11 protein-coding genes are annotated in these 14669 nt (G+C 42.1%); 10 read left to right on the forward strand and 1 reads right to left on the reverse strand.

Annotated features, from left to right (window positions below; translation table 11 throughout):
* Positions 1–272 precede the first annotated feature (272 nt).
* The 7 genes from AC1DP6_RS21580 to AC1DP6_RS21610 all read left to right on the forward strand — a co-directional run bounded on the left by AC1DP6_RS21580 (position 273) and on the right by AC1DP6_RS21610 (position 8122).
* On the forward strand, positions 273–2486 hold the full coding sequence (locus tag AC1DP6_RS21580; RefSeq protein ID WP_477056664.1) for a hypothetical protein: 2214 nt from the start codon (positions 273–275) through the stop codon (positions 2484–2486).
* Positions 2487–2863: 377 nt separating this feature from the next.
* On the forward strand, positions 2864–3430 hold the full coding sequence (locus AC1DP6_RS21585) for a hypothetical protein (protein WP_477056665.1): 567 nt from the start codon (positions 2864–2866) through the stop codon (positions 3428–3430).
* Between the two features lie 30 nt (positions 3431–3460).
* Positions 3461–4255: a hypothetical protein gene (locus tag AC1DP6_RS21590; RefSeq protein WP_477056666.1), complete on the forward strand. Its 795-nt coding sequence runs from the start codon at positions 3461–3463 to the stop codon at positions 4253–4255.
* 63 nt (positions 4256–4318) lie between these two features.
* Entirely contained in the window at positions 4319–5395 is a 1077-nt protein-coding gene (locus tag AC1DP6_RS21595) for a DUF6688 domain-containing protein (RefSeq protein WP_477056667.1), read from the forward strand.
* An 11-nt stretch (positions 5396–5406) separates the two neighbouring features.
* Positions 5407–6144 (forward strand): hypothetical protein, encoded by a 738-nt coding sequence (locus AC1DP6_RS21600; RefSeq protein WP_477056668.1) that lies wholly within the window; start codon positions 5407–5409, stop codon positions 6142–6144.
* A gap of 263 nt (positions 6145–6407) precedes the next feature.
* Positions 6408–7082 carry a response regulator transcription factor gene (locus AC1DP6_RS21605; protein WP_477056669.1) on the forward strand — a complete coding sequence of 225 codons (675 nt, stop codon included), beginning with the start codon at positions 6408–6410 and terminating at the stop codon, positions 7080–7082.
* Complete coding sequence (locus AC1DP6_RS21610) at positions 7079–8122, forward strand: sensor histidine kinase (protein ID WP_477056670.1); 1044 nt, start codon at positions 7079–7081, stop codon at positions 8120–8122. Before AC1DP6_RS21605 ends, AC1DP6_RS21610 begins: the two co-directional genes overlap by 4 nt.
* 524 nt (positions 8123–8646) lie before the next feature.
* On the opposite strand, the gene AC1DP6_RS21615 is transcribed toward AC1DP6_RS21610, so the two are convergent.
* Complete coding sequence (locus AC1DP6_RS21615) at positions 8647–10419, reverse strand: ABC transporter ATP-binding protein (protein WP_477056671.1); 1773 nt, start codon at positions 10417–10419, stop codon at positions 8647–8649.
* Positions 10420–11294: 875 nt separating this feature from the next.
* On the opposite strand from AC1DP6_RS21615, the gene nusG reads away from it, so the two are divergent.
* From nusG to AC1DP6_RS21630, 3 genes are all read left to right on the forward strand, one after another.
* A complete protein-coding gene (nusG, locus tag AC1DP6_RS21620; RefSeq protein ID WP_477056672.1) occupies positions 11295–11813 on the forward strand; it encodes a transcription termination/antitermination protein NusG in 519 nt (172 codons plus the stop codon).
* A gap of 352 nt (positions 11814–12165) precedes the next feature.
* The gene (locus AC1DP6_RS21625) at positions 12166–12879 is read left to right on the forward strand and encodes a thioesterase II family protein (RefSeq protein ID WP_477056673.1); all 714 of its coding nucleotides are present in this window, start codon (positions 12166–12168) and stop codon (positions 12877–12879) included.
* Between the two features lie 5 nt (positions 12880–12884).
* Positions 12885–14501: an MBL fold metallo-hydrolase gene (locus AC1DP6_RS21630; protein WP_477056674.1), complete on the forward strand. Its 1617-nt coding sequence runs from the start codon at positions 12885–12887 to the stop codon at positions 14499–14501.
* Positions 14502–14669 lie beyond the last annotated feature (168 nt).

Consider the following 14669-nt stretch of genomic DNA (forward strand, 5'->3'; position numbering starts at 1 on the left):
AGGCGATTCAAAGATAATAAAATACCGGAGAAGTTTAATGCGGCAAAAATAGTATTCATAATTGTCAAATTAAGGGTTGCGTTCATATAAAGGGAATCAGACCTTTATAGCCGGGTATGTCCTGAGGTGGATATCCCTTTTCTGGCCAACCGCAGTGGTATTAAACAGTAGGTATGTATAGCATTAAAACGAAGTATTTCATATTGTTTCTGATATTAGTTGTCACATCAGGAAAATCTTTCTCCCAATCCTCCGATCCGCAAATTAACAGGATGCTGAAGCAGGTTAGCGGATCAGTGACTTTTTTACAAAGACAATATAATGGCACCAACCTGGTGGGAGAAAATGTTTTCCGCCCAGGTGAACCGATGCAGGACTGGCAATTGGCGCTGAAAGCGAGCCCGGTGAAAGGATGCAGTGATGCAATGGATGTTGATGCTACTTTCAGGCTAACAGCTGGACAGGCCATCTCCACAACGGTGGCGGTAAAATTTGACTTCAGCAACTGGCGTACTGCCAATTATGTGCTGGTACCTGCGTCTATTTATAACGGCAATCGTTATCGTTCGATAGGGGCGGGTTATAATCCCGACTATCCCCGTGATATGTATTATAACCCGCAAGTTCCGCTTACCATCTCCAATAATCCCCGTTTATCGATAGAAAATGATAAGGCCTCCCTGGTAGAATTACAAACGGGTAATATGGCCACCCCGGCGGTTTGCTTTTTTTCCCCGGCAGAACAGATGGGCTTTATCCTGTTAACAGAACAACAAACGAAGTGGGGCAACAGTGGGGTTACTATTACGGAGAATGCCCATAAGGACCAATTTTCTTTTGACATTTCAGCACCTGCTGTCCGTAAACTGGCTACCGGTTTCGGCGACTTTCACCTGAGCGGTGACAAAGCACCCGATTGGAAGACAGGCGACGAGGTATCACTGCGCTTCCGGCTGTATGTGTTTAAGGCGGCGGATATTCCATCTTTGCTGACAAAATTTATGAAAGTACGGAAAGATATTTCCGGCTCCGCTACTCCCCGGAACCTGTTGCCAATGAGTAAGTTACTTGAACTAGGAACGGGCATCTGCAGCAGTAATTTTACACAACAGCCCATCGGCAATTATTATAAACCGGAAAATAACAATGATTTTCAATTGGGCTGGGTCAGCGGTATGATCAACACCTATCCCATGTTGTCGCTGAACGATACAAAAGAACGTAAAAGGGTAGGCGAGGAACTTGATTTTGTGGTGAGAAAGCTACAGGGTAAAAGCGGTTACTTTTATGGAGGTATAAGAGCAACCGGAGAAATTATAGGAGAGAAGATGTCGCGGGATTTCCCGGAAACTCAGGCAATGGTGAGAAAAAATGCGGATGTATTGTTCTGGTTGATGAAACATCTCCTGTTGCTGAAGGAGAGTGGATATGCAGCTATGATTAACAAGGATTGGGAAGCAGCGGCCCAGAAACTGGCCACCGCTTTTGTAAGAACATGGCAGAAAAATGGTCAGTTTGGCCAGTATATCGCGCCGGAAACGGGTGATATTGCCGTATTTAACTCCACTGCCGGTGCCATCGCTCCGGCGGGGCTGGTCCTGGCCGCCAGGTATTTTAACAGGCCCGACTGGTTAAAAACAGCGGCCGCATCTGCCGAATATTACTACCGACGCGATGTGGCAGGGCAAGGGCTTACCGGTGGCGATTGTGGGGATATTTCACAGGATGCCAATTCAGAATCGGCCTTTGGGTTCCTTGAGTCTTTAATGGCATTATATAATGCCACCGGAGATCGCAAGTGGTTATCGATGGCCGAAGTGGAGGCCGCCCTTTGTGCTACCTGGACCTTGTCTTATGCACCGGCTTTCCCGCCATCAAGCACCATCGGGAAGTTGAAGGCCAACATGACGGGGGCTGTTTGGGCCAGCATACAGAACAAGCACGCCGCGCCGGGCATCTGCACCTCCTCCGGCGATTATCTTTTTAAATTGTTCAGAGCTACCGGAAAATCATTGTATGCTGATCTGATCAGGGACATCCAGCATGCACATGCAGAGGCGGTTAACATGCCCGGACATATTACCAGCAATTACCTGGTGGGGTCTTCTATGGAGCGCATTCAGCCCAGCGATGCGGAAGGGAAGGAGAGCGTTGGCAATTTTATACACACCCGTAACTCCTGGACAGAAACCAATGGAATGCTGATGGCACTTGAACTGCCAGGTATTTATGTGATCAGCGACCAATCAACATACTATGTGTTTGACCACATAACGGCAACAATCATTAAAAAAGATAATAAGGGACTGGTGATGGAGTTACACAATCCAACGGCCTATGATGCCCGTGTGGCCATTATGTCGGAAACCAGCGTGGAAGCAAAGCATCCCCTGGGTTATACTGCTTTTCTCCATTGGCCCAAAGTGCCGGTGAAGGCTGGCGGTAAAATCAGGGTACATATTTCCGGAAAAGATATCAAATGGTGAATCCTGATGAATTTAAAGTAAGATTTTACGCGTGCCCCAAAAGCAGAATCAGCATTGAAAGAAAAACCGCCTCCTGATTAACGGAGGCGGTTTTTAGTTTTAAGCGATGCGCTCACTCACTTTCCTGTTATCATTTTGATATCCAAGTCCTGGTTCCTGCTGCAGGACGAATCAGGAGGCATTTCCTGCGAATTGTAGCCTACCCCCTACGAATTACAAACAGTTTTGGAGCAAGGCAGGAAAATGTCGTTAATTTGAATGGCGTGCATATCAGGTACAAGACAATTTAAAAAAGATGAGACCAGCCGTAAGCTTTACTGATGGTGTTGTTTTGCCGGTTGCTGCTTTTTTTGATTATTTATTCCGGCAGTGAAAATATGAAAGCGAACAAATATGTAAAAGGTTGCCTGGTATTTTTGGGCGTAATTGTATTACTGGCGGCATTGTTGGTTGGCTGGTACTGGTGGTCAATGGAGAACAATAAGAAAAGAGCCAGAGAAGACAGCGGGAAATACTCGGCTATTTGCGATACCATCACCGTAATTACAGAGAAACCGGGTATTGCGCTGGTCCATTTTCGCAACGCCGAAATAGATCAGTTGAAGTTTTATATCGTCAGGAATAATAAGATCGTAAAAGATACTATTGTAAATTATAAGATCGCACCCGGTGAGAACTACCTGCACACAGAAATTCCTTTCGTTATATTTCTAAAAACGGATACCGTCATTGTGGAAACTAAAGATAGCAGCAAAAGGTTTTATCACGTCACCGGTTTCCATCATTATGCCTATCTCCATTATGGAATGTTTGGCTACCTTGGTAGCCATGAATGCCGTTTTGCAGACGATAACTACCTGGTAAACGGGAAACAGAATAACGGCATCCTATTAAAAGAAGATGGTAGGAAGGAGTATATTTTGCCTGAGAAAAAAAACAGATAGATGGTACTACCGCATTCAATTATATTACTTATGAAAATACCCCTGGCAATATTAATGACTAAAGTTGTAATAATAGCGTCTTGTCACTCCGATGCCACCAACACCCGAAAGAAGCTGGAAGTAGCACCTGATCTACCTATAAGTCGCAGCAAAGCAGGAATAGGACTGATACATTTCAGCGTCAACAAAACCCTTCCGCTATACAAATCGGAACAGGATGCACAGCCGTATGATTCGTTACACTTTGTAGAAATAAAAACGGGAGCAAACAAAGGAAAATGTTCTTTTCAGACAAGCTTTTTAAATGAGAAGCTACAGCCTTATACGCTTGATGAAGGGGATGCAGATATTGAGGCACAACAGCATATAAGTATGGGCTTAATACGTTTTGCCCCACAGCTGGTTTTCAGGGTGCTGCGCAAAACTGACAAAGGGGTACAGGTTTTCATCAACGAGCAGACAGGTGAGACAAGTTTTATACCCATTCACCCCGGGAAAGATTTACGGAAAAATACTATCGTTGACACCCACTTTTTCGATCCGAATTTTATTGACGCAAAAATCCCGGATTGGTTCTATTTTGAAACCTGGGAGCAGGCGTTGAAGCGGGCCTGGGAAATCAACTACGACAGGAAGGAATTATTTGACCGGCCGAATGGAAAGAAAATTAAACCCAATGAAAGTATAGCAATACAAGTAGACTCGGTCCAAAACGACTGGATCAGATTCGTAAGTAAATACGACAACAAGTTTTATGGCTGGACGAAATGGAAAGCAGGTGACAGCATTGTAGTGAGCATGATATTAAATGGCGGGTATGAATAGCAAAGGCTTTCTCCGGAGAATTATTTTAAACGATTAAACATATTATCAGCAACAGATCATCAAATGGGCTTTATTCTTTTACTACTTGTCATTTTATTAATCCTTGGGATTATTTCTTTAAAAAAAATAATGAAACCTTTTTCCATCCAGGAAACCTTATTGATCATAGTGTATGTATTATCCTTTGGCTTGTTTACCATTGGAATGATGTTGCATGATAAACAATATACGGATGCAATAGACCCTATCGATAACTGTTATATCCCATTTGGCGGCAAGCACATCATCAGTTTAATCGTTTATTTCGTCGGGTATCATGTGGCGGCTATTTCTATCTGGATCAAAGGAAGAAAGCTCCCGCCACYTACACTTGTGCTGATGTTGATACTGTTGATGATCGGTTTATTCCTCAATCTGTTAGTGCTGGTGCAGGTGCTGGGACACAATACCCAAAGCCTTGATATGTATAAAGGAAACGATGGTGCTTTCTTATTTATATTTACTCCGTTGATCAGCCTGGTGATTGGTATTTTGTTGATCGTAAAAATTATCAAAGAAGAACATACGGCTGCAAAGAACAGGACATTCAAAAATGTTTTTCTTCAAACATGCAATAGCTATCTGGCGCAAAAATTTGATGAAACCATCTGGGCAGTGATATTGTTATTTCCTGCATTTATAGTTATTACACTGGTCCTTATTTTGTTTGGACAAGACTATAATTCGTTGGTAAAAGTATTTACGGATACGACTACCTGGACCTTTTCACAGAAAATGCATCCGCCTGTGCTTGACCATACCGGGCATTACCTCTGTACGGTAGCCGCCAAGGGAGATCCCCGGATTGTGAAACCATTGAAGATCGGGCAACGGCATGGCAAACCCATTATTGTGAACAGACAGTTGCAAATTGCAAATGCATTCGAAGAATTGATAAAAGATATTTCTTCCCGCGGCCATCAGTTTATCAGGCATCAGTACGACAAGTACGGATATAATTTGTCGTTAAAAATCAATACAGACACCGCATCGAATATTACTTACCGGTTGATGAGGCCCCTGGAATGGTTTTTCCTGGTGGTGCTATATCTTTTTTGTGTAGAGCCGGAAGCTAAGATAAAAAAACAGTATAGTTCATAAATCCCTGTAAATTGAAAAAGATAGTAGCAATATTTATTATTTTGATGATTGCCATCTCATGTAATGAATCAGATTTATCTCATGGAAAAGTGGATGATTTGTCGCTCATTCGTGCAGAAATCAGTATCGTTCAGCGTCTGCACGACAACGGTGATAACCAGATCGTCGTTAGTTTATTTGACGAACAAGGGAAGACAATTAAGAATGATTCTCTTAAAATATATGTGAATGGCACAGATGTAAAATATACTGTCAGAAAAGAGCTATACTATACAACCACTACTTATTACTTAAAAGATAGTGCTATGCCTCAGAACAATCAATTTGTTTTTGAAATAGCATTATCCGACGGCAAAAAGATATTTTTGGCGGAAACTACCGCCTTATCGCTGGTAAATTCTCAAAATATTATCTATTCGGAGAAGGGAGATTTGAATAAGGATGTTGAAGTGAAATGGAAAGATCTTGAAGGCGTAAATTACCTGGAAGTTGCGCGAAGTTTACAACGCAAGAAAAAGGATGCGCCTAATATCACCACCTATGAAGAGCGGGCACCGGATACCATGAAAATCAATTCAACCGGAAATTACGTTATTTCTAAGTCAACCTTTGAGGATGCTGAATATCAGATTAGTGCGTTATCTCTCAAATTCATAGCGAAAAAGGCAGGAAATATAAATCCCCTTTTAGTAAAAGGTAGTAGCATTATTATTTATGGAAATATTGAAAGGAGGATATGGTTTGAATAATATAAGTTCTTTAGGTATGCAGACATATTATGCCTCATTAATGATTTAGCGGAATCAGGAAGACAATGTGCAGCCGGTACTGGAACTGGTGTCGGGGGCCTGATTTTCGGTCAAAGTTTTGTGCTGGGAATTTGGGCTTAAATACCTCCAATATTGGTATTATCAATGGCTTAGCGCCAGGTATCCCGGACCACCAGACAGGTATTGGGGTGACAGATTCCTAAAAATTCAGGAAAATTCAGAATCTAATACTATTTTACTGTATGAAAATTCTGATAATCGAAGATGAGACGGAGCTCGCCAAAAGCATTGGTATCTATCTCTCCGAAGAAGGCTATCTATGTGATTATGCCGTAACTTTTGCACAGGCCATAGAAAAAATCACCCTGTCTGATTACGATTGTATTTTGCTGGACCTGATGCTTCCAGGTGGCAGTGGTTTCACTATTCTTGAAGAACTGAAACGGATGAAGAAGCATGACGGGACCATTATCATCTCTGCTAAAAATTCCCTTGATGACAAAATAAGAGGGTTACGCATAGGGGCAGATGATTATCTTTCCAAGCCGTTTCACCTGTCGGAACTTGCGGCCAGAATATACTCACTGATCCGCAGAACGCAGTTGGGAAACGTTAATATCATAGAGCAGAATGAATTAAGGGTAGATGTATTGGGAAAAGAAGTGACTGTTAACGGGCAGCAGTTAGCGTTGACAAAAAAAGAATTTGGATTATTAATGTATTTTATCAGCAATGCCAACAAGGTGATCTCGAAAGTGGCACTGGCTGAGCATATTTCCGGAGAGATGACTGCAGTGTTTGATAGTTATGATTTTGTATATGCTCACATTAAAAATTTAAAAAGAAAACTTACTGATGCTGAGTACGGAAATTACCTTAGAACAATATATGGAACTGGTTATAAATGGGAAATATGAGTAAACTGCTCAATTATTCGCTGAATAAAATTATCCTTTGTGCCGGGATTGTGCTGGTCTGCAGCATTCCTATTTATTATATTGCACTTAGCCATCTTTGGCAATATGAGTTGGCTGAGCATCACGTAAGGGTTACACCCGAAGCCGGCCGGGAAGACAGCTTTTTGATTATTGGAGCCGTAACATTGTTAAGCGCTTTTTTTTTCATTGTACTCTTAGGTGCATTGATTCTTTTGAATAGGCGGTTGTCCAGGCGTATGTGGCAACCATTTTATGAAAGCCTGGAACAAATAAAATCTTTTGATCTGGATGAGCGCAGTAATACGACATTTCAGAGAACGGGGATCATGGAGTTCGATGAAATGAATGCCAGCCTGCAGAAACTGCTTTCCGCCAACCTGGCCGTTTATAATCAGCAAAAAGAGTTTGCGGATAATGCCTCCCATGAATTACAAACGCCTCTTGCGATCGTACAATCAAAATTAGATTTGCTATTGCAAAGCAAACAATTAAATGATGATCAGTTTCAATTGATCGAAGAAGCCCATGCGGCGTTATCAAGGGCCAGCCGAATAAATAAAAATCTGTTACTGCTCACTAAGATTGAAAATAGTCAGTTCTCCGAAAGACAAACTATTGATTTGTCGGACATACTGGAACATCTTCTGGTGCAGTTCGCACCATTCTTTGAGGAAAAGAAGCTGCATGTGTATGCGGACGTAAAGACACCTGTAAACATAGAAGGCAATAGAATATTAATAGAAATATTATTTGGCAATTTATTGACAAATGTGATCAGGTACAGTATTTCCCCAGGAGAAATCAGGATATCCTTGTCGCGTGAACAATTCTCAATTGCTAATCCTGGAAAAGAATCGCTTCAGGCAGATCAGCTATTCAAGCGATTCGCTACCGCGTCTTCCGCAACCCCGGGTACTGGTCTGGGCCTGGCTTTGGTTAAGCAGATCAGCATGCGTTACCAATGGAAAGTACATTATCAATTCCAGGGGAATAGCCATATCTTTCAAATTCTCTTCTAACAAGAACGCCCCCTCTTTTATTCAGCTTGTACCTTACTTATGAGATGATCGTCTCTGTTATTTTGAAGCAGCAGCCAGTACTTCTCCCGAAAGCTGTACATTATTCATTCAGTTCACCATTCATTCAGTTCACCCATTTTTGAGGGGATAAAAACTTTTTGGAAAAACCTCCACTGAGGTTTGGATTATTCGACGATTTAGTTTTATATTTACCATAGAAATTCAGAATAAATTCAGTTTTAATTCAGAGTTTCTTCAACATCTGATGCTTTTAGCATCCTTTGTTGGCCTTATCATAAATATTTTTGCCTGACTATTCAGGCAATTTTTTTGCCCCAAAAGCCCCGGGTCGATTCATGTTTCTCAGCACCTGATAAAAGGTGGAATTTTTATTTTGTTGCAATTCCTGATGAAATACAGCTCACGGCCATATATGTCGCGCCGGACACCCGGAAACGCAGGTGATCAGGGTTGGATACAATTATGGGTGGTGTAATTGTAGCGGGAAGCCGTTGATGCTATCGTTATTGAGTGAACTGCATTTCACTGAGATTTTTATACAGACCATTATTTACATTTACCAGTTCCTTGTGTGTACCTTCTTCCACGATAGCACCTTTGTCGAGAACAATGATTTTATCTGCCTGGCGGATGGTAGCGAGGCGATGAGCGATCACAATAGAGGTACGTCCTTCCATGAGTTTATTGAGGGCGTCCTGCACTAGTTTCTCTGATTCGGCGTCGAGTGCGGAAGTGGCTTCGTCGAGGATGAGAATGCGGGGGGCTTTCAGTACAGCACGTGCGATGGCAATGCGTTGGCGTTGCCCACCAGACAGCTGGATACCTCTTTCACCAACAATTGTTTGCAGGCCGAGTGGAAAGCGTTGAATAAATTCCCAGGCGTTTGCTTTTTTTGCGGCAGCGGTTAGTTCCTCTTCGGTGGTATCCGGGCGGCCGTAAGCGATATTCTCACCGATGGTACCGCCAAACAGAAATACGTCCTGTGGTACTACTGCCATTTGGGAGCGTAGCGCGGAAAGTGGGATAGACCTGTTTGCACGGTTGTCGAATATAATGTTGCCGCCTACCGGATCATAGAGACGGAGCAGGAGAGAAACGACCGTACTTTTACCTGCGCCACTGGGCCCTACCAGGGCTATTTTCTGGTTTGCCGCGATATCAAATGACATATCCTGAAGTACGGGTGAGTTTTCGCGGGAAGGGTAGTGGAAAGTAATATTTTCGAAGGAGATATTGCCATGCAGCAGATGCTCCGGTGCGATCACTTCAACCGGGCTAAGTGGCTCTGCCGGCTCATCAAGTATCTGCAACAGGTTTTCGGTGGCACCCAAACTTTTTTGGAGCTGCGTATATATTTCAGCAAGTCCACCTATAGAGCTGCCGATGAGTACAGAGTATAATACAAAGGAAAAGAGTTTACCCGGATCTACGCCAATAGCAGCGCCTCTCCAGATCACGGCAATGAGCGCACCAAATATACCCATGATGATAAAGGAGGAAAAAGCTGCTTTATATTTACCGCTTTTCATACCGATAGCTGCCGCTTCGTTGGTGCGATCCCGATAGCGTTTCATTTCAAAGAATTCGCTGGCAAAAGCTTTTACGCTGAAAATACCCTGCAGTGTTTCCTCCACTACGGTATTGGAGGAAGCTATCTGATCCTGCACATCTTTGGCGAAGTGACGAATAAAGCGTCCGAAGATAACGGTGATAATCACCATAACAGGCAGAATCGCCAGCATAAATATGGTCAGCTGGACAGAGGTCGTCATCAGCAGGGTAAGCCCGCCAATAATAATGATCAACTGCCGTAAAAATTCAGCCAGGGTAGTTGTAAACGTTTCCTGGAGCAGTGTGATGTCTGAAGATATCCTGCTGCTTAGTTCTCCTACACGCCTGGTGAGAAAGAAATTCATAGGGAGCTGGATCAGGTGATTATAAATGGTTTGCCGCAGTGTAGATAGTGTTTTTTCAGAAACGTTCACAAAAAGTACGGTGCGGAAGAACGAAAATATTGCCTGCAATGTGAGGACACCTAATAACTGCAATCCAATGGCATTGATAGCATTGATGAGATGACTTGTTTTGCTGATATCAATGAGGTTGCCTAACATTTTGGGGATAGCAAGGCTGGCGACGCTCGATAGCAGCAGGAATAACATGCCGGTGCTGAATTCAAACCAGTGCGGACGGAGGTATTTAAGTAATCGTGATGCCTGTTTCATGGCAGATGGCTGCGCTTTTTTAGCAGAATTGCTTTGGTCGAGGGTTTTCATTTTTTTGTTCTGGGAGTTTTTTCAACAATAACGATTTTCTTCTTATGGCTCCGGGATAATTATATACTGCCGGCCGTTTTTACTGATCGTTTGAATACGGCCTATGCTGCTGGTGTATTGGATTTTCGGATTTAAAATACGGTTGTTGACGGGTAATTTTCAATGCTGTAAATCCAATATAGTTGTTGTAACATCGGGCTGGGTAATCAAACGGTGCAGTGGCATATAACGAAACAAATATATCGGATTTTGTTATTGGTTGTACTTTTTTTCCGGTGAAGCGTGTTAACTTCTTATTAAGTGACATATGCAGACGGTTGTTTTATGCCGTTGGGGGTATGCTTCGAAATACTTGCTGGTAAGGTGTTTCGTTTGTTGTTGTGTTATGGAAATCGAATGTATATATTGTCGTTCCATTCTTCCCACATGAGTATTTTATTTTGTTGAATTAAATTTTTCTACTAAATTCGACTAACTGATAAGGCCAATAGAAGAATTAATTGTACGAAAAATGACAACCTTAGTGCTAATGAGCCCTCGAAAAAATGATAACCCTGAGTTAACGATCCGCTCAAATTTGACAACTATGTAAAGTTACTATACCATCAGAAAAACTCTTACTACTACTACATTGAAGTAGTATTGTTAGCCAAATTTTCAATTCAGTCAGGTTAGCTAATTTTTCAATTTAATTAATGTGGAATTTATGGAGCCACTTAAGCGACAGCTATATCTTTCCGGGAAAATTTATGCTACATTGATATCCGCGAATCCAGCAATTGATAGGTAAAATGGAACCATGTCACGCTTGTAAATGAGCACTTCCATCATTGCTATGGATGATTTTTTATTTAGATCCTTAGAAAATCCTAAAAATGAGCGCTCTCATCACTGGATGGTACGTGATATACACGAGACCACGACATGAAAAAAAAGTTGCACTTCAGTTATCCGATTTTAACATTGCATATGTTTTACCGACTACAAGAATTTTACGTGTATGGAAAGACAGGAAAAAATATGTTGATGCACCACTTTTCCCCTCTTACGTATTTGTTTACCTGGAGGATTTGGAAACCTATTACAGGATATTAACACTTGAAGGTGTGTTGTATTATGTGAGGGCGGGGAAAGATGTCGTGAAAGTAAATGAGAATGTTATTCACAATATTTGTCTCATCACCAGGGAGGTAAGTGATACAGATATTGAAATATCAGACGATTATTTCCTTCCCGGCAAGCAAGTGATGATCAACGATGGTGTACTCTGTGGCCTTACAGGTGAGATAGTTGAAGTGCGGGGAGAACAGAAAATGCTGGTGAGAATGAGCATGCTCCAGAAGAACATACTTGTCACAATACCCTGTCAATATCTGGCTGGTATTTCAACCTGACAGATTTTTTGCCAGTGTTTTTAATTCAAACGATAGTAAATAAAGAAAATCCGAAATTAAATCTTTATGCCATTCGCATAAAGGTACCCCGGCATCATTCATTTCAATGCCGGGTAAAATCAACCTGTAACATGCTGAGTATTTTATGATAATGGCACAGCCAGAGAAAAGCTCCTGGTTTGGGTGAAGCAACTTTTCATAAAGTACTGACTATTTACTACTCATTATTTGGCGCCTGCGCGTAATAAATAATGTTAGCAGCGATAGCTTATTTAATACCGATATATATTATCCGGTACATGGGAAAGCAATTTCATATAGTACCATGTATTGATGAATAAATGTTTTACTAATGGAGAAAATAAACCTTTTTTGTTTGCCATTTGCAGGTGGAAGCAGGTATTCATACAGGTTATATGAAGATAACATACCCGCTTTCATCAATATAGTTCCGCTGGAATACCCAGGCAGGGGAACACGGATGAGAGAGCCGTTGATGGAAGATATTGATGAATTATTACAGGACCTGTATCTCCAGATAAAAGATAAACTGGATCAGGCGGAATATGCTATTTATGGCCATAGCATGGGAGGACTTATGTCCTGTCTGCTCGCCCGAAGAGTTATAGAGAACGGGCGTAAGCCTCCGCTCCACCTGTTTGTAACTGGTACTACAGGACCATCTGCTACTTCAAGGACAGCAAAAAAAAGACACCTGTTAGGCAAGGAAGCTTTTATAGAAGAAGTCAGGAATCTCAACGGCAGTCCGGATGAAATTTTACAAAACGATGAGCTGTTAAATTATATTGAACCCATCCTGAGAGCGGATTTCAAAGTAACAGAAAATTATACCTATGCCTCTGCCGATTCATTGGATATTCCAATTACAGTGATCACCGGCACCCGGGAGGACATGAAGCTGGAAGATATTCATTTGTGGCAGAAGGAAACTAAAGCAACCGTTGACTTCAGACGTATGCCCGGACATCATTTCTTTATATATAAATACCCCTTCGAAATCATACAAATCATTGCTAAAAAATTACTTGTTCATTCCAAATCATAATCTTTATGAGTGACAAAAAAGTATATTTAAAACCCAACGTAGTATTGGAACCCTTATTTGACAGATGGTATGCATGGAGCCATCTGATTTCACCCGCAACAGCCGCTATGAATACGGTAGGAAGACACCTTACCATCATGGATTCCTACCTGGATGATCCTAATATTCACGCAGAAGCAGTGCTCAATCCGAAAATGAAGGGAGGCCCGTTTATGGATCTTGGTGGCGGCCGTGTAGAAGAGGTGGAAACATTGAAGGCTACTATTCTGAAACGGCAGGAAAAGACCATACAGTTTGCAAAGGCCGTAAAAGAACTTGACAAAATACTGGTTGCTGAAGCCAAAGGCTTTGGACTGGAAGGGCTATACGAAAAAGTGCCTGAGATCCTGAAAGGATACGTGGAACTCTATTATGACCGTAACAACAATGCAGACTTCCGCTTCTTTGAATCACTGTTGTATAAAAGTGACTTCTATAATGAAAGCGCACAAAGTGTGGCGCTGTGGCTTACCAATAATGACCATCGCCCATTCTGTCTCAGTACCCCACGCCTCGATGAGGCTGATGTGCTGCATCTGGCGCTCCCATTTGCCCACTCCGCTATTGATCACCTGTCTGCTATGAAGAGAAGGGCGCGTCCGCTGTCTGAAATAAAAAGCATTATGGGGATCACCGCTGACCAGGAAGCTTTATTCGAAACCTTTTTCACGGAAACACCACCACCACCTTATAAAAAATATACCGGTGACAAGATCCGTATGCGCTACTTTGGTCATGCCTGTATCCTCGTGGAAACAAAAGATGTAAGTATCCTTGTGGATCCGCTGATCAGTTATTATGGTTATGATACAGATATAGAACATTTCTCTGATGCAGATCTTCCGGATGTAATCGACTATGTGCTCATCACACATAACCACCAGGATCATATCCTGTTTGAGACCCTGCTGCCGCTGCGCCACAAGATCAGGAATCTGATCGTGCCGCGTACCTGCAGTGGTAAAATGGAAGATCCGGATCTGAAACAGATGTTTAATAATATTGGCTTCCGCAATGTGTTTGCCATGGATGAAATGGAAACTATCGAATTTACCGACAGCACTATTACCGCATTGCCATTTACCGGTGAACACAGTGATCTGAACATCCTTACAAAATCCTGTTACCTGGTGCAGATCAGTGGTTTCAAATTATTGTTCCTGGCAGATTCCCGGATTGTGGAGTCTGCATTGTACAAACATATTCATACGCAAATTGGTGATGTGGATGTATTATTCCTTGGTATGGAATGCGATGGTGCACCACTTACTTGGCTCTATGGCCCATTGATCACGAAAAAGCTTACCAGGGATCAGGATGGCAGCCGCAGGCTCGCCGGATCTGATTGTGCAAAAGGCATGGCGCTTATTAATATTTTTAATCCTAAGGAAGCATATGTGTATGCCATGGGCATGGAGCCCTGGCTGGAATTCATCAGTAGCATCAAATATACAGATGAATCAAACCCTATTATTCAATCAAACAAACTGGTAGAACTCTGCCAGGCCAAAGGTATTATTGCTGAACGTCTCTACGGGGAGAAGGAACTGTTATACGACAGAAAAGAAGAACTTGTAAGCTAAGAGCAATAGTTCCTGTTTTCCCCGATTGATTTTTCCTGACATTACTGACGCATTTTTCCGCCCATGTATAAATGCGATAGACCTGTTCTGTATCCGATACCGGATACGGAATAGGCATCGTATTTTCTGAACCTCAACCTCCTCTAATATTAAATACAAACTGAAAAT

This window comes from Chitinophaga sp. 01L420, from assembly GCF_056399985.1.

Excerpts from the sequence above, each read along its gene's own strand:
- AC1DP6_RS21615 (WP_477056671.1), bottom strand. The coding sequence starts at position 10,419 with ATGAAAACCCTCGACCAAAGCAATTCTGCTAAAAAAGCGCAGCCATCT.
- AC1DP6_RS21590 (WP_477056666.1), top strand. The coding sequence starts at position 3,461 with ATGAAAATACCCCTGGCAATATTAATGACTAAAGTTGTAATAATAGCG.
- nusG (WP_477056672.1), top strand. The coding sequence starts at position 11,295 with ATGAGCGCTCTCATCACTGGATGGTACGTGATATACACGAGACCACGA.
- AC1DP6_RS21605 (WP_477056669.1), top strand. The coding sequence starts at position 6,408 with ATGAAAATTCTGATAATCGAAGATGAGACGGAGCTCGCCAAAAGCATT.
- AC1DP6_RS21585 (WP_477056665.1), top strand. The coding sequence starts at position 2,864 with ATGAAAGCGAACAAATATGTAAAAGGTTGCCTGGTATTTTTGGGCGTA.
- AC1DP6_RS21630 (WP_477056674.1), top strand. The coding sequence starts at position 12,885 with ATGAGTGACAAAAAAGTATATTTAAAACCCAACGTAGTATTGGAACCC.
- AC1DP6_RS21625 (WP_477056673.1), top strand. The coding sequence starts at position 12,166 with ATGGAGAAAATAAACCTTTTTTGTTTGCCATTTGCAGGTGGAAGCAGG.
- AC1DP6_RS21580 (WP_477056664.1), top strand. The coding sequence starts at position 273 with ATGCTGAAGCAGGTTAGCGGATCAGTGACTTTTTTACAAAGACAATAT.
- AC1DP6_RS21610 (WP_477056670.1), top strand. The coding sequence starts at position 7,079 with ATGAGTAAACTGCTCAATTATTCGCTGAATAAAATTATCCTTTGTGCC.